The sequence below is a fragment of the Streptomyces sp. NPDC002889 genome, assembly GCF_042888425.1.
GTDB lineage: Bacteria > Actinomycetota > Actinomycetes > Streptomycetales > Streptomycetaceae > Streptomyces.
Genome location: NZ_JBIAPT010000019.1, coordinates 162,161 through 177,563, shown reverse-complemented (window position 1 = coordinate 177,563; position 15,403 = coordinate 162,161). Strand labels below are relative to the sequence as shown.

Here is a 15,403-nt window from a genome sequence, read left to right as displayed (position 1 = left end):
AGAAGGCCAGGAGGTCCAGGAAGGCGACCTCATCGTCGTCCTCGAGGCCATGAAGATGGAACAACCGCTGAACGCCCACCGCTCCGGCACCGTCATCGGCCTCGCGGCCGAGGTCGGCGCGTCACTCACCTCCGGCGCCATGATCTGCGAGATCAAACCCGGCTGACACGACGTCACTCACCGGACCGCACGGACCAGCCGGATCACCAGATCGCACAGACCGCTTCGCCCTGCCCAAGTCCTGCAGCAATTCGCCCTGCGAAGGAGAGAACCTCATGCACAGCACCTTGATCGTGGCTCGGATGGATCCCGGATCGGGTGCCGACGTCGCCAAGCTGTTCGCCGACTTCGACGACACCCAGATGCCCCATCTGATGGGCACCCGCCGCCGCCAGCTCTTCCACTACCGGGGGCTCTACTTCCACCTGCAGGACTTCGACACGGACAACGGCGGCGAGCTCATCGAGCAGGCGAAGACGGAACCGCGTTTCGTCCGGATCAGCCAGGACCTGAAGCCGTTCATCGAGGCGTACGACCCTGCGACCTGGCGCTCGCCCGCCGACGCCATGGCGACCCGCTTCTACAACTGGGAGGCATCGGCATGACCGGGCGCCGAGTCGTCATCACCGGGATCGAGGTCCTCGCTCCCGGAGGCGTCGGAACGAAGAACTTCTGGAACCTGATCAGCGACGGCCGTACCGCGACGCGCAGGATCACCTTCTTCGACCCCGACCCCTTCCGTTCACGGGTCGCGGCCGAGATCGACTTCGATCCCGAGGCGCACGGCCTGACCCCGCAGGAGGTCCGGCGGATGGACCGGGCCGCGCAGTTCGCCGTGGTCGCGGCGCGCGGTGCGGTCGCCGACAGCGGCATCGAGCTCGAGGCGCTCGACCCGCACCGGGTCGGCGTGACCATCGGAAGCGCGGTCGGCGCCACGATGGGGCTCGACCAGGAGTACCGGATCGTGAGCGACGGCGGCCGGCTTCATCTGGTGGACCACGAGTACGCCGTGCCGCACCTCTACAACTATCTGGTGCCCAGCTCCTTCGCGGCCGAGGTGGCCTGGGCCGTCGGTGCCGAAGGGCCGAGCAGTGTGGTGTCCACCGGCTGCACCTCCGGAATCGACTCGGTCGGCTACGCGGTCGACCTGATCCGCGAGGGCTCGGCCGACGTCATGATCGCCGGATCGTCCGACGCCCCGATCTCGCCGATCACCCTCGCGTGCTTCGACGCGATCAAGGCGACGACACCCCGTCACGACGACCCCGAGCACGCCTCGCGGCCGTTCGACGGCACCCGCAACGGGTTCGTTCTGGGCGAGGGCTCGGCCGTGTTCGTGCTGGAGGAGCTCGAGAGTGCCCGGCAGCGGGGCGCGCACATCTACGCCGAGATCGCGGGCTACGCGACGCGCAGCAACGCGTACCACATGACCGGACTGCGGCCCGACGGCGCGGAGATGGCCGAGGCGATCCGGGTCGCGCTCGACGAGGCGCGGATGAACGTCGAGGAGATCGACTACATCAACGCCCACGGCTCCGGCACCAAGCAGAACGACCGGCACGAGACCGCGGCGTTCAAGAAGAGTCTCGGCGACCACGCCTACCGCACCCCGGTGAGCTCCATCAAGTCGATGGTGGGCCACTCGCTCGGTGCGATCGGATCCATCGAGATCGCCGCCTCGGCGCTGGCCATGGAGAACAACGTGGTGCCGCCCACGGCGAACCTGCACACGCCGGACCCCGACTGCGACCTCGACTATGTGCCGCTCATCGCCCGGGAGCAGCTCACCGACGCGGTGCTCTCCGTCGGCAGCGGCTTCGGCGGATTCCAGAGCGCCATGGTGCTGGCCCGGCCCGAGAGGAGCGTGGCATGACCACCTCGGTGGTAGTGACCGGCCTGGGCATCACCTCGCCCAACGGCCTCGGTACGCAGGACTTCTGGGCCGCGACCCGCAGCGGCAAGAGCGGTATCGGCAGGATCACCCGCTTCGACCCCGCGCAGTACCCGGCCCGGCTCGCGGGCGAGATACCGGGCTTCGCGGCCTCGGACCATCTGCCGAGCCGGCTGCTCCCGCAGACCGACCGGATGACCCGGCTCGCGCTGGTCGCCGCGGACTGGGCCCTCGCGGACGCCGGCGTACGGCCCGCCGAGGTGCCCGAATTCGGCATGGGTGTGGTCACCGCGAGCTCCTCGGGCGGCTTCGAGTTCGGCCAGGGCGAGCTGCAGAACCTGTGGAGCCAGGGCAGCCAGTACGTCAGCGCGTACCAGTCCTTCGCCTGGTTCTACGCGGTCAACAGCGGCCAGATCTCCATCCGCAACGGGATGAAGGGCCCCAGCAGTGTGGTGGTCAGCGACCAGGCGGGCGGGCTCGACGCGGTGGCCCAGGCCCGCCGGCAGATCCGGCGGGGCACCGGTCTGATCGTGTCCGGTGCGGTCGACGCCTCGATCTGTCCCTGGGGCTGGGTCGCGCAGCTGGCCGGCGAACGGCTCAGCACGAGCGAGGAGCCCACCCGCGCCTATCTGCCGTTCGACAGCGCAGCGCGCGGCCATGTGCCGGGCGAGGGCGGGGCGCTGCTCGTCCTGGAATCGGCCGAGGCGGCTCGTGCCCGGGGCGCCCGGGTGTACGGAGAGATCGCCGGGTACGGCGCGACTTTCGACCCGAAACCGGGCAGCGGGCGCCCGCCGGGTCTGCGTAAGGCCATCGAACTCGCCCTGGACGACGCACGGCTGACCCCGCCCGAGGTCGACGTCGTGTTCGCGGACGCGGCAGCCGTGCCCGAGCTCGACCGTATCGAGGCGCAGGCGATCAGGGATGTGTTCGGCCCCGGCGGCGTAGCCGTCACCGCGCCCAAGACCATGACCGGACGCCTCTACTCGGGCGCCGCGCCCCTAGATCTGGCCGCTGCCTTCCTGGCCATGGAGGACGGCCTGATCCCGCCGACCGTCAACGTCGAGCCGGCCCCAGAGTACGGCCTCGACCTGGTCGTCGGCAGGCCCCGCCAGGCCGAGGTGCGCAGCGCGCTGGTCCTGGCCCGCGGCCACGGCGGATTCAACTCGGCCGTGGTGGTCCGGGCGGCCTCATGAGCCGCAGCAGCCGGGCAGCCACGTTTCAGCAGTACTTCAGACCGCCGTACTTCAAACCCCCGGAGTTCGGATTCCGGGTGAAAGGACTCCCCATGATGACTCAGCAGTTCACCCTCGCCGACCTCAAGCGCATCCTGCTCGAGGGCGCCGGCGCCGACGAGGGCGTGGACCTCGACGGCGACATCCTCGACACGGAGTTCGAGGAGCTCGGTTACGAGTCCCTCGCCCTGCTCGAGACGGGCGGCCGCATCGAGCGCGAGTACGGCATCACGCTCGACGACTCCGCGCTCACCGAGGCGCCCACCCCGCGGACCCTCATCGACGCGGTCAACACGCTGCTGACGGGTGTCACCGACAAGGCCGCCTGACCACCCTCGGAACCCGCCGCTGCCGGGTCAGGTCCCCCCGCCCGGCAGCGGCGACCGTCCGTACCGCCCACTTCGTCATCGGGAGAAGAGAACATGCCGCAGCAGGAGCAGCGGGTCGCCCTCGTCACCGGCGCCACCAGCGGGATCGGCCTGGCCGCAGCACGGCTTCTGGCCACCCAGGGCCATCGGGTCTTCATCGGTGCCCGCAACGCCGACAACGTCGCCGCGACCGTCAAACAACTGCAGGAAGAGGGGCTCGACGTCGACGGCACCGCCGTCGACGTCCGCTCCAACGAGGCCGTCCACACCTTCGTCCAAGCCGCCGTCGACCGGTTCGGCAGCGTCGACGTCCTGGTCAACAACGCCGGGCGCAGCGGCGGCGGTGTCACGGCCGACCTTGCCGACGATGTGTGGAACGACGTCATCGAGACCAATCTCAACAGTGTCTTCCGGCTGACCCGCGAGGTGCTCAACACCGGCGGCATGCGCGACAAGAGCCGCGGCCGGATCATCAACATCGCCTCCACGGCCGGCAAGCAGGGCGTCGTCCTCGGCGCCCCGTACTCCGCGTCCAAGCACGGCGTCGTCGGCTTCACCAAGGCGCTCGGGAACGAGCTCGCGCCGACCGGGATCACCGTCAACGCGGTCTGCCCCGGATATGTGGAGACGCCCATGGCACAGCGGGTGCGGCAGGGATACGCGGCCGCGTACGACACGAGCGAGGACGCGATCCTCGAGAAGTTCCAGGCGAAGATCCCGCTCGGCCGCTACTCCAGGCCCGAGGAGGTCGCCGGAATGGTCGGCTACCTGGCCTCCGACACCGCCGCGTCCGTCACCGCCCAGGCGATCAACGTCTGCGGCGGGCTCGGCAACTTCTGATCCCGCAGGACCCGAAGAACTCGAAGGACCCGAAGGAAACGAGGAGTGAGCATGTCGCACCCGGGCCTGCGCCAGGTCGAGCACGAGATCACCGTGGCGGCGCCTGCCGACGCGGTCTACCGGCTGATCGCCGATGTACAGAACTGGCCGCGGATCTTCCCGCCGACCATCCACGTCGACCATGTCGGCAAGGGTGAGCGTGAGGAGCGGATACGTATCTGGGCCACCGCCAACGGCCAGGCCAAGAACTGGACGTCGCGCCGCCTCCTGGAGCCGGAGAAGCTCCGGATCAACTTCCAGCAGGAGGTCTCCGCGCCTCCGGTGGCCTCGATGGGCGGCGCCTGGGTCATCGAGGCTCTCTCCGAGAACCTGTCGCGCGTCCGGCTGCTGCACGAGTACCGGTCCGTCGGCGATGACCCCGAGGGCCTGGAGTGGATCGACAAGGCGGTCGACCGCAACTCGCGGTCGGAGCTCGGCGCCCTGAAGGTGAACGTCGAACTGGCCCATGGCTCGCAGGAACTGACGTTCTCCTTCGAGGACACGGTGCACATCGACGGCTCGGCGAAGGACGTCTACGACTTCATCAACGACGCCCACCTGTGGTCGCAGCGGCTGCCGCACGTCGCCACCGTACGCCTCGAGGAGGACGCCCCGGGCCTGCAGACCCTGGAGATGGACACCCGCGCCAAGGACGGCTCCACCCACACCACCAAGTCCTACCGGGTGACCTTCCCGCACCGCTCGATCGTGTACAAGCAGGTCACGCTGCCGGCCCTGATGGCACTGCACACCGGTTGCTGGACGTTCGAGGAGAGCGAGGGCGGCGTGGCCGCGACCTCGCAGCACACCGTCGTCCTCAACACCGAGAACATCGCGAGGATCCTCGGCGCCGATGCCACCGTCGCCGATGCCAGGCAGTACGTACAGGGCGCGCTGAGCACCAACAGCAGGGCGACCCTGGACCACGCCAAGGCCTACGCCGAGAAGACCGGCTGACGATGCCCGCGGACGGAGCGGAGAACCCGGAGCGCCCCGACCCCCTGGACACCCAGGTCGTGGTCGTCGGCGCGGGCCCGGTCGGCCTCATGCTCGCCGGGGAACTGCGCCTGGGCGGCGCCGAGGTGATCGTGCTCGAACGGCGCGCGGCCGCCACCACGGAGTCGAGGGCCTCCACCCTGCACGCCCGCACCATGGAGCTCTTCGACAGCCGGGGCCTGCTCGAGGCCCTCGGCACCCCGCCCAACGAACCGCGCGGTCACTTCGGCGGGATCCCCATGGACCTGACACTGCCCAGCCGGCATACGGGCCAGTGGAAGGTCCCGCAGACCCGGACCGAGGAGCTGCTCCAGGACTGGGCCCTTTCGCTCGGCGCCGATCTGCGGCGGGGCTGGGAGCTGCGTGAACTCACCGATCACGGCGGCTGGGTGGAAATCGCGGCCGACACCCCGGGCGGCGTCCGGCGGCTGCGGTCCGCGTATCTGGTCGGCTGCGACGGCGAGGACAGCACGGTGCGCGGGCTGAGCGGGGCGAAGTTCCCCGGGCGGCCCGCCGGCCGCGAGCTGCTGCGTGCCGACGTGGCGGGCGTCGACATCCCCGACCGGCGCTTCGAGCGTCTGGAGCAGGGCCTCGCCATCGCCGCGCGCCGGGGCGACGGGGTCACCCGGGTGATGGTGCACGAGTTCGGCCGGCCCGTCCGGCCGCGCAACGGGGAGCCGGAGTTCGCCGAGGTGATCGAGGTCTGGAAGCGCGTGACCGGTGAGGACCTGAGCGGCGGCACCCCTTTGTGGGTCAACGCCTTCGGCGACGCCAACCGGCAGCTCGCCCGCTACCGCGAGGGCCGCGTCCTGTTCGCCGGGGACGCCGCCCACCGGCAGATGCCAAGCGGTGGCCAGGCCCTCAACCTGGGCCTTCAGGACGCGGTCAACCTGGGCTGGAAGCTGGCGCTCCAGGTCGGCCCCCGGCCGCCCGAGGGCCTGCTCGACAGCTATCACGGCGAACGGCACGCAGTCGGCAGCCGGGTCCTCGCCAACATCAGGGCGCAGGGGCTGCTTCTGCTCGGGGGTGAGGAGGTCGAGCCGGTGCGTGCCCTGCTCGGCGAGCTGATCGCGACCGAGCAGGGCCGCGTACACCTGGCCTCGATGATCACCGGGCTGGACATCCGGTATCCGGTCGGCGAAGGCGGAGACACGGAGCACCCGCTCCTCGGCACCCGGCTGCCGCACCTGGAGCTGCGGACACCGCAGGGCACCGTCACCACCACGGCCCTGCTGCGCTCCGGCCGCGGCCTGCTGCTCGACTTCACCGCCACGCCGGGCGCCCCGCTGCGATGGATCGCCGGGCTCTGGGCCGGCCGCGTCACGACCGTCGGCGCACAGCCGGATCCCGACGGCCCGCTCGGCGGCGCCGGGGCCGTGCTGGTCCGGCCGGACGGGCATGTCGCCTGGACCGGCTCCGGCCGCACCGGTTCCGAGCAGAGCGAGGTGCGCGACGCCCTGCGGCGCTGGTTCGGCTTGCCCGAACCCGGCCTGTGACCGGCCTGTTGCGCCGGCTGCGGCACCGAAGACCTGTAGGAACGAGAAGTAGGAGAGGGGAAGAATCGTGGACACGGATGTGATCGTCGTCGGCGCCGGCCCGACCGGCCTGATGCTCGCCGGGGAACTGCGCCTCGGCGGCGCCCGCGTCGTCGTGGCGGAACGCCTGGCCGAGCCCACCGGGCAGTCACGCGGTCTGGGCTTCACGGCGCGCGCCATGGAGGTGTTCGACCAGCGCGGCCTGCTGCCGCTCTTCGGCGGCCTGGAGAAGAGCCCGGTCGGCCACTTCGGCGGAGTGCAGTTCGACTACACCGTCCTCGAGGACGCGCACTTCGGCGCCCGCGGCATCCCGCAGTCGCAGACGGAGGCGGTCCTGGAGCAGTGGGCGAGTGGCCTGGGTGTGGACATCCGGCGCGGCTGGGAGCTCCTCGAGCTGACCGACGACGGCGACGGCGTCGAGATCACCGCGGCCACCCCCCAGGGCGTCCAGCGCCTGCGGGCCGCGTACCTCGTGGGCTGCGACGGCGGACAGAGCACGGTCCGCAAGGCGGCCGGCTTCGACTTCCCGGGCACCCCGGCGACCCGCGGGATGTACCTCGCGGATGTGGTCGGCTGCGAGATCCGCCCGCGCTTCCTGGGAGAGCGTGAGCCCGGCGGCATGGTGATGGCGGCCCCGCTGAAGGAGGGCGTGGACCGCATCATCGTCTGCGAGCACGGCACTCCGGCGGGCGAGCGCACAGGCCCGGTGAGCTTCACCGAGGTCGCCGACGCCTGGCAGCGCATCACCGGCGAGTCCATCCACGGCGGCAGCGCGGAGTGGGTCAGCTCCTTCACCGACGCCACCCGCCAGGTCAGCGAGTACCGGCGCGGGCGCGTCCTGCTCGCCGGGGACGCGGCGCACATCCATCTGCCGGCCGGCGGACAGGGGCTGAGCACCGGCGTCCAGGACGCGGCCAACCTCGGCTGGAAGCTGGCCGCCGTGGTGCAGGGCTGGGCCCCGGACGGCCTGCTCGACTCGTACCACGCGGAGCGGCACCCGGTGGGTGCCCGGCTGCTCATGAACACCCGGGCCCAGGGCCTGGTGTTCCTCGGCGGCGCCGAGGCCGATCCGCTGCGCACGCTGTTCACGGAGCTCATCGCACTCGACGACGTCAAGCGGCATCTGGCCGGGGTCGTCAGCGGTCTCGACATCCGGTACGACTTCGGGGCGGGCGACCATCCCCTGCTCGGCTGCCGCATTCCGCCACGGACCCTGCGCGGCCCGATGGGCCGGACCAGCACCACCGGGCTCCTGCACCCGGCCCAGGGGGTGCTGCTCGACCTGGCCGACGACGCCGGGCTGCGGGCGGCCGCCGCGGGCTGGAAGGACCGTGTGGTCGTGGCGACGGCGGTACCCGAGGCGGAGTCCGCCTTCGCGGGAGCGCGGGCCCTGCTCGTACGGCCCGACGGGCATGTCGCGTGGGTGGCCGCGGACACGTACGAGGACGGCGAGGCGGACGCGCCGGCGAGCTCCCTGCGGCGCTGGTTCGGCGCACCGGTGGCGAGCTGACCCGATGACCACAGCGACGCAGGCTCCCTCCCGGGGAGTACGCCCGATCACCCTCGACGCGGCCGGTGTCACCCTGTCCGCCCTCCTGCGCGAGCCGGAACAGACACCCCCGCGCGCCACCGTGGTCGCCCTGCACGGCGCGGGCATGAGCGCCGGGTACTTCGACGGCCAGGCCCACCCCGACCTGTCGCTGCTCACCCTCGGCGCCCGGCTCGGCTTCACGGTCCTCGCCGTGGACCGGCCCGGCTACGGGCACTCCGCCGGTCTGCTCCCCGAGGGCCAGACCCTCGCGGAGCAGGCCCGCACGCTGCGCGCGGCGCTCGACGACTTCGCCGCCCGGCACGCCACAGGCGCGGGCCTGTATCTGCTCGCGCACTCCTTCGGCGGCAAGCTCGCCCTGACCACGGCCGCCGACGCGACCCCCGACCGGCTGCTGGGCCTGGACATCTCGGGCTGCGGCCACCGGTACGCCGTACTCCCCGACGAGCTGCCCGAAGCCCTGGCGCGCATGCACTTCAAGCGCAGCTGGGGGCGCCTCGGCCTCTACCCGCCCAATACGTTCCGGTCCAGCACCACAGTGGTCGCTCCCATGCCCGTACGCGAGCGATGGGCCGCCGCGAGCTGGCCGGAGGTGTTCGCCGAGCTCGCGCTGCGGATCCGGGTGCCGATCCGGTTCACCTTCGCCGAGCACGAGCTGTGGTGGTGCCACGACCGCCCCGCCCTCGCCGATCTGACGGGCCGGCTGACGTCGGCGCCCCGCGTGGTCGTCGACCGGCAGCCGGACGCGGGCCACAACATCAGCCTGGGCTGGGCGGCCCGCTCCTACCATCTGCGGGCCCTCGGGTTCCTGGAGGAATGCCTGCTGCGGGAACCCGAGGGCGGCGCATGACCGACGCGTTCTGGCGCAAGACCCTCGGCATCACGTTCCGGTCCCTGTCCGTACGCAACTTCCGGCTCTTCGCGGCCGGTCAGGTGGCGTCCGTGACGGGGACCTGGATGATGGTCGTGGCGCAGGACTGGCTCGTCCTGGACCTGACCGGGGACTCGGGCACCGCGCTCGCCACGGTGACCGCGCTGCAGTTCACGCCCATGCTGCTCTTCACGCTGTACGGCGGCCGGCTCGCCGACCGCTACGACAAGCGGACGCTGCTGATCGGCGCCAACGCCGTCTCCGGACTGCTCGCCCTGCTGCTCGCCGTGCTGGTGCTCGGCGGCACGGCGAGGCTCTGGCAGCTGTACGTGTTCGCGCTCGGCCTCGGCCTCGTCAACGCCTTCGAGGTCCCGGCCCGGATGGCGTTCGTCAGTGAGCTCGTCGGTACGCAGCTGCTGCCCAACGCCTCCGCGCTGAGCGCCGCGTACTTCAATGTCGCCCGGGTCCTCGGCCCGGCCCTGGCCGGACTCCTGATCAGCGGCACCGGCACCGGCCCGGTCATGCTGCTCAACGCGGCGAGCTATCTCGCGACGGTCGTCGCGCTGTGCCGTATGCGGCCGGCCGAACTGCTGCGCGGCGCCCCGCCCACGGAGCGGGCCCGTGTCATCGACGGCCTCACCCATCTGCGCAGCCGCCCGGATCTGCTCATGCCGCTCGGTCTCGTCGCGGTGATCGGCCTGTTCGGTCTCAATTTTCAGCTGACGCTGCCGCTGATCGCCAAGACCGTCTTCCATGCCGACGCGGCAGCCTTCGGCCTGCTCACCAGCGCGTTCGCCGCCGGATCGCTGCTCGCGGCCTTCGCCGGCACCGCCCGGAGGGGCCGCCCGCCCGCCCGTGCGGTCACCGGCTCCGCCCTCGCGTTCGGCGTCCTGGAAACGGCGGCCGGGTGGGCGCCCGGGTTCAGATCCGCGCTGGTGCTGCTCGCCCTCACCGGTTTTGCCTCGTTGTACTTCGCGCAGGCCGCCAACCACCGGATCCAGCTCGGCAGCGATCCCCAGTACCGGGGCCGCGTGCTGGCCATATACACCCTGATCCTGCAGGGCTCGGTGCCGATCGGCGCGCTCTTCGTCGGTCTGCTCACCGAGCATCTCGGCGCGCGCTCCGGGCTCTATGTGGGCGGACTGATCTCGCTGGCCGCCGCTCTCGCCGCCGCGGGGGCGGGCCGAATCGGCGGCGGGCGTGACGACTCCGCGCCCGCAACGCCCCGGCCGGCCGCGGGCAGACGGCCGTGACCAGGACCACGACCGGCCTCACCTTCGAGGGCACCGAGCTGCATGTGTGGCTGCTGCCCCCGCCGCGCTCCGCGCGGGAACTGCCGGCCGGCGAACTCGACGCGCGAGAGAGGAAACGCGCCGCCGCCTTCCGCAGGACGGACGACCGCATGATGTACGCGGCGGCGCACGTCGGACTGCGCCGGGTCCTGGCCGCCTACACCGGAATAGCCCCCGGTCGCCTGCCGATCGGCCCGGAGGTCTGCCACGAGTGCGCGATCTCGCACGGCCGCCCCGTCCTGCTCGGCGTACCCGGCGCCCCGTATTTCTCGCTCTCGCACAGCCACGGCCTGGTCCTCGTCGCCGTATCGACGACGCGGGTGGGCGCCGACGTCCAGCGGGTCCCCTCGCCCGAGACCGTCGAACTGTGCCTGCCGGCGCTGCATCCGGCGGAACGGCGGGAGATCGACCGGCTGCCGCCGGACCAGAGCACCGTCGCGTTCGGCAGGCTCTGGTCGCGCAAGGAGGCGTACCTCAAGGGGCTCGGCACCGGTCTCACCCGCCGCGCCGACACCGACTATCTGGGCGAGTACGCGACCGCCGAACGGCCGCCGGGCTGGCTGGTGGCCAATCTGCCGCTGTGCCCGAGCCATATCTCCGCCGTCGCCCTGGCCGGCGAGGAGGACTGCCCGGTCTCCATCCGCCCGGTGCCCGCCGAGTGGCTGTACGCGCACGACGCGACCGACCGGATCGCCGGGGCGCAGCCCGGGCTGCGCACGGTGCTGCGGGCACACACACCGAGGCCCCACAAGGGCCACAGGACCGAAACCGAGAGGGAGTTGGGGGCATCATGACCATCATCGAGGCCACGGCCGTCGACGTGGATCCGGATGTGGACGTGGACCGGCTCGAGGAGCTGGCGAGGATCAAGGAGCTGGTCCGTACGGGACCGGATCCGAAGGCCACCGAACGCCAGCACGCCAAGGGCAAGCTGACCGCGCGCGAGCGCATCGACCTGCTCCTCGACCCGGGGAGCTTCACCGAGCTCGAAGCGCTGCGCCGGCACCGGGCGACCGGGTTCGGCCTGGAGGCGAAGAAGCCGTACACCGACGGTGTCATCACCGGCTGGGGCACGGTGGAGGACCGCACGGTCTTCGTGTACGCGCACGACTTCCGCATCTTCGGCGGCGCGCTCGGCGAGGCCCACGCCCAGAAGATCCACAAGTTGATGGACATGGCGATCGCGGCCGGTGCCCCGCTCGTCTCGCTCAACGACGGTGCGGGCGCCCGCATTCAGGAGGGCGTCTCCGCGCTCGCCGGTTACGGCGGCATCTTCCAGCGCAACACGCGCGCGTCCGGTGTGATCCCGCAGATCAGCGTAATGCTCGGCCCGTGCGCGGGCGGCGCGGCCTACAGCCCCGCCCTCACCGACTTCATCTTCGCCGTACGGGACATCTCACAGATGTTCATCACGGGCCCGGACGTGGTCAAAGCCGTCACCGGCGAGGAGATCACGCAGAACGGGCTCGGCGGCGCGGATGTCCACGCCGGGGTCTCCGGCGTGGCGCACTTCGCGTACGACGACGAGGAGACCTGTCTCGCCGAGGTGCGCTATCTGCTCTCCCTGCTGCCGAGCAACAACCGCGAACTGCCCCCGCGTGCCCCCGTCACGGACCCCGCCGACCGCGGTGGCGACGCGCTCCTGGACCTCGTACCGCTCGACGGCAGCCGCTCGTACGACATGGGCAAGGTGATCGAGGAGATCGTCGACGACGGTGACTTCATGGAGGTCCACGCCACGTGGGCCACCAACATCGTCTGCGCGCTCGCCCGCCTCGACGGTCAGGTCGTCGGGATCGTCGCCAACCAGCCGGCCTCCATGGCAGGAGTCCTGGACATCAAGGCCAGCGAGAAGGGGGCGCGGTTCGTGCAGTTCTGCGACGCCTTCAACATCCCCCTCATCACGCTGGTCGATGTGCCGGGCTTCCTGCCGGGCGTGGAGCAGGAGCACGAGGGCATCATCAGGCGCGGCGCGAAGCTCCTCTACGCGTACTGCAATGCCACCGTGCCGCGCGTCTCGGTGGTACTGCGCAAGGCGTACGGCGGGGCGTACATCGTGATGGACTCCCGGTCGATCGGCGCGGACATCGCGCTCGCCTGGCCCACCAACGAGATCGCCGTGATGGGAGCGGAAGGCGCGGCCAATGTGGTCTTCCGCCGGGAGATAGCGGCGGCCGAGGATCCGGACGCGATGCGCCTGCAGAAGATCAAGGAGTACAGGAGCGAGCTGGTCCACCCCTATTACGCGGCCGAGCGGGGCCTGGTGGACGACGTCATCGACCCGCGCGACACCCGGCGGGTGCTCAGCCGCGCGGTGGCGATGCTCGCCGCCAAGTCCGCCGACCTGCCGAGCCGCAAGCACGGCAACCCGCCCCAGTGACCCGGCCTGCGGGCCTCGGCCTCAACCTGCCGATCCGGGCTGCGGCGGTACGAGTGGGGTGGTTACCGGGGACGGGATCCCTGCTCCCTTGGCCGCTCTCCGCCGGAAGGTGCCCTGCCACATCTGTCCCAGGAACCTGTAGAAGCGGTCCGGCAGGAACACGGCATCCGCAATGATCATTGCACCCGAGAAGATCGGGAGCCCCAGAAGAACCGCAATGCCCAGGTGCATGCCGAACAGCATGGCCAGGACGATGTACTTGAACCTGCCGAACAGGACGAACGGGAAGGCGACCTGCAGCAGCACGGCCAGGTAGCCGGCGATGGCGATCAGCATCTGGCGATCGGCCACCATGAGCGACAGTTCGGGCCATGGGCGGAAGAGATGGAGGTTCAGCACGTAATGGAGGGCGGTTCCGTTTCCCCAGAGGCCGCCCTGCACCTTGTACAGCCCTGCGGCTCCGTAAAGGATGCAGACCTGAGCCGCGATGACGAACATGCCGCAGTTGTGCACCACCGTAGTCAACAGCCTTCGGGCGAGGCCGAGTTGAAGCAATGGGTCAGGCGTTGTCCTTCCTGCCGCCAGGCCCCCGGCTTTGCGTGCGCAGGCGCGGAGCCGGGCCCTGCGGGCATCGAGGGACCACCGTCGGCCACAGGCGGTGAAGGCGAGGTACACGGCCATGAGGAGGATCAGGTTGTCTCCTCCGTCCGCCATGTAGATGGCCCTCGCGTGGAACGAGGCCACCACGACTGCGAAAAGGACGGACACTGCCCTGGTCCGCCAGCCGAGGACGAAGAGTGCGCACGTGACGACAGCAAGGGTGTAACAGACCTCGAAGTACACCCGGCTGTCGGACAGGGTGAGGACGCTGGACCAGCGTGTCTGGTCGAACAGCTGGGTCGCCAGGGCCGGCGTCCACGCTGAACCAGGACCCCAGATCTCGTCGCGGTGCGGGAACTCCCTCAGCAGAAAGGCAAGGTAGAGCAGTCCGTACCCGATGCGCAGCACTGCCGCCGCGTAGAGGGACATCGGCTGCTCGGTCAGGACGGCGCAGATCGCACCGATGCGATCGAGCACGCGCTGTCTACGTGCGTCGCCGGTCGACGGGGTCGTCCGACGCGGCTTGGGCGCCGCAGGGGACGCCTGCTCAGTCGCCATGGGATTCCACCTTCCACCACGGCAGATACCTGGTGTGGGCAGGGTCCGTTGCCGTCGGGTGCGGGCTGCCCGCTGTGGCGGGAGCCGCGACCGGCCGAGTGATCACCCTCAACTGGATGGCCTCAAATGTGGTGTGCCGATGGGAAGTGACGCGATCCACCGCAATGTTGCGCAGATACTTCTGCATCATCGTCGCCCGCTCGGAGCGCGGCTGATCGTCACTGCCGTGCAATTCGAGATAGGCGGTCCAGGCCCTGCGCAGCATGTTCTGCTCTGTATGGCTCGGGAAAGCGCTGTGCTTGATGGCGGAAGTGTCAACAGCGGTCAGGTCGAACCAGTTACTGACCTGGACGTTGCCGTCCGCGGAGGTTCGCTTGGTCCTCGCCGAAATCTGTCGGTTGACCGACTCGGGGTTCGGGGCGAACAGTTTCCAGTTCTGTTCGAAAAGTGGGTAGATCCATGCCTTGATTTGCTTGTCATAGGTCTGCGAAATTCTGTTCGGGGGAGCCACGTGCAGAAAAACCAGAAGGACGTGGACGAGGGACGCCGCCAGGCACAGGGCTACCGCGCCGGCCATCACCGTCCCCAGCGGGCCCGGCAGCCCAGCAAGTCCCTGATGTGCGCTTTCCCCGTCCGAAGCCCGTACGGCCGGGACCGTGCCGGCGGCGGTCGCGCCGTCGACCGGTCCTTGGCTCAACTCCTTCTCATCCGCTGGCTCCACGCCACCCGGTACGCGGCCGCAGCCGGCCCTTCCCATCCTGACTGCTCGCATCTGCTTCTCCTGAGCTTCTTGCGCGCATCCCGACCCAACCTCGTCGGCCCGCACCTCCGGACGCCGTTGGCGGCGCGGTTCGCGGCAATAGGTCTGCACCACGGTGGCGGACCTCCCGCCGCCGTGGTGCAGACCTGATGGAACGCGAATTCGTCGCCGTGACGCCGAACCGGACCTGGGTGGCGGGCTGCCCGCGAAGCACGAAGTCGTCTACCGCCACCGGACCGCAAAACCCTAGATCACAGCCACAGCCCCGGCCCTCGATCGATCCAGAACGGCTTACCGTGGTGCCAGTTGGGGTGCTTCGGGTGCTTGGGATGCTTGGGATGCTTCGGGTACTTCGGGCGCTTGGGGCGCTTGGGGTGATCGTGGTCGTCGTCACCACCCGTGGTCCCACCCGTCGTGGTGGTCTCACCCGTGGTCCCACCCGTCGTGGTCGTTTCACCCGTGGTCCCACCCGTCGTGGTGGTCTCACCCCGT

The 15,403-nt window shown here is 70.5% G+C and carries 15 protein-coding genes and 1 pseudogene; 13 read left to right on the top strand and 3 right to left on the bottom strand.

Annotation, left to right across the window (positions count from 1 at the left end; genetic code table 11):
- The 13 genes from ACFYWI_RS27075 to ACFYWI_RS27015 all read left to right on the top strand — a co-directional run.
- On the top strand, positions 1–166 hold a 166-nt coding region (locus tag ACFYWI_RS27075), incomplete at its 5' end, for an acetyl-CoA carboxylase biotin carboxyl carrier protein subunit (protein WP_389237385.1).
- Positions 167–275: 109 nt separating this feature from the next.
- The gene (locus tag ACFYWI_RS27070; protein ID WP_389237363.1) at positions 276–605 is read left to right on the top strand and encodes a TcmI family type II polyketide cyclase; all 330 of its coding nucleotides are present in this window, start codon (positions 276–278) and stop codon (positions 603–605) included.
- Positions 602–1,873 carry a beta-ketoacyl-[acyl-carrier-protein] synthase family protein gene (locus ACFYWI_RS27065; protein WP_389237361.1) on the top strand — a complete coding sequence of 424 codons (1,272 nt, stop codon included), beginning with the start codon at positions 602–604 and terminating at the stop codon, positions 1,871–1,873. The genes ACFYWI_RS27070 and ACFYWI_RS27065 overlap by 4 nt, the downstream gene beginning before the upstream one ends.
- Complete coding sequence (locus tag ACFYWI_RS27060; protein WP_389237359.1) at positions 1,870–3,084, top strand: ketosynthase chain-length factor; 1,215 nt, start codon at positions 1,870–1,872, stop codon at positions 3,082–3,084. Before ACFYWI_RS27065 ends, ACFYWI_RS27060 begins: the two co-directional genes overlap by 4 nt.
- A gap of 92 nt (positions 3,085–3,176) precedes the next feature.
- A complete protein-coding gene (locus tag ACFYWI_RS27055) occupies positions 3,177–3,452 on the top strand; it encodes an acyl carrier protein (RefSeq protein WP_389237357.1) in 276 nt (91 codons plus the stop codon).
- Positions 3,453–3,545: 93 nt separating this feature from the next.
- Positions 3,546–4,331: a 3-oxoacyl-ACP reductase FabG gene (gene fabG, locus ACFYWI_RS27050; RefSeq protein WP_389237355.1), complete on the top strand. Its 786-nt coding sequence runs from the start codon at positions 3,546–3,548 to the stop codon at positions 4,329–4,331.
- Positions 4,332–4,382: 51 nt separating this feature from the next.
- On the top strand, positions 4,383–5,327 hold the full coding sequence (locus ACFYWI_RS27045) for an aromatase/cyclase (RefSeq protein ID WP_389237353.1): 945 nt from the start codon (positions 4,383–4,385) through the stop codon (positions 5,325–5,327).
- Between the two features lie 2 nt (positions 5,328–5,329).
- Entirely contained in the window at positions 5,330–6,862 is a 1,533-nt protein-coding gene (locus ACFYWI_RS27040) for an FAD-dependent monooxygenase (protein ID WP_389237351.1), read from the top strand.
- A gap of 67 nt (positions 6,863–6,929) precedes the next feature.
- Positions 6,930–8,411: an FAD-dependent monooxygenase gene (locus ACFYWI_RS27035; protein WP_389237349.1), complete on the top strand. Its 1,482-nt coding sequence runs from the start codon at positions 6,930–6,932 to the stop codon at positions 8,409–8,411.
- 4 nt (positions 8,412–8,415) lie between these two features.
- A complete protein-coding gene (locus ACFYWI_RS27030; protein ID WP_389237347.1) occupies positions 8,416–9,300 on the top strand; it encodes an alpha/beta hydrolase in 885 nt (294 codons plus the stop codon).
- Entirely contained in the window at positions 9,297–10,574 is a 1,278-nt protein-coding gene (locus tag ACFYWI_RS27025; RefSeq protein ID WP_389237345.1) for an MFS transporter, read from the top strand. The genes ACFYWI_RS27030 and ACFYWI_RS27025 overlap by 4 nt, the downstream gene beginning before the upstream one ends.
- On the top strand, positions 10,571–11,407 hold the full coding sequence (locus tag ACFYWI_RS27020) for a 4'-phosphopantetheinyl transferase family protein (RefSeq protein WP_389237343.1): 837 nt from the start codon (positions 10,571–10,573) through the stop codon (positions 11,405–11,407). Before ACFYWI_RS27025 ends, ACFYWI_RS27020 begins: the two co-directional genes overlap by 4 nt.
- The gene (locus ACFYWI_RS27015; RefSeq protein ID WP_389237341.1) at positions 11,404–12,993 is read left to right on the top strand and encodes an acyl-CoA carboxylase subunit beta; all 1,590 of its coding nucleotides are present in this window, start codon (positions 11,404–11,406) and stop codon (positions 12,991–12,993) included. Before ACFYWI_RS27020 ends, ACFYWI_RS27015 begins: the two co-directional genes overlap by 4 nt.
- Before the next feature lie 21 nt (positions 12,994–13,014).
- Here the strand turns inward: ACFYWI_RS27015 and ACFYWI_RS27010 are convergent, their stop codons facing one another.
- The 3 genes and pseudogenes from ACFYWI_RS27010 to ACFYWI_RS27000 form a co-directional block, all read right to left on the bottom strand.
- A complete protein-coding gene (locus ACFYWI_RS27010) occupies positions 13,015–14,151 on the bottom strand; it encodes an HTTM domain-containing protein (RefSeq protein ID WP_389237339.1) in 1,137 nt (378 codons plus the stop codon).
- Positions 14,141–15,025, bottom strand: coding sequence for a DUF5819 family protein (locus tag ACFYWI_RS27005; RefSeq protein ID WP_389237337.1), 885 nt, complete (start codon positions 15,023–15,025; stop codon positions 14,141–14,143). The genes ACFYWI_RS27010 and ACFYWI_RS27005 overlap by 11 nt, the downstream gene beginning before the upstream one ends.
- A 137-nt stretch (positions 15,026–15,162) precedes the next feature.
- Positions 15,163–15,403: pseudogene (locus ACFYWI_RS27000) on the bottom strand (hypothetical protein); the annotation flags it as partial.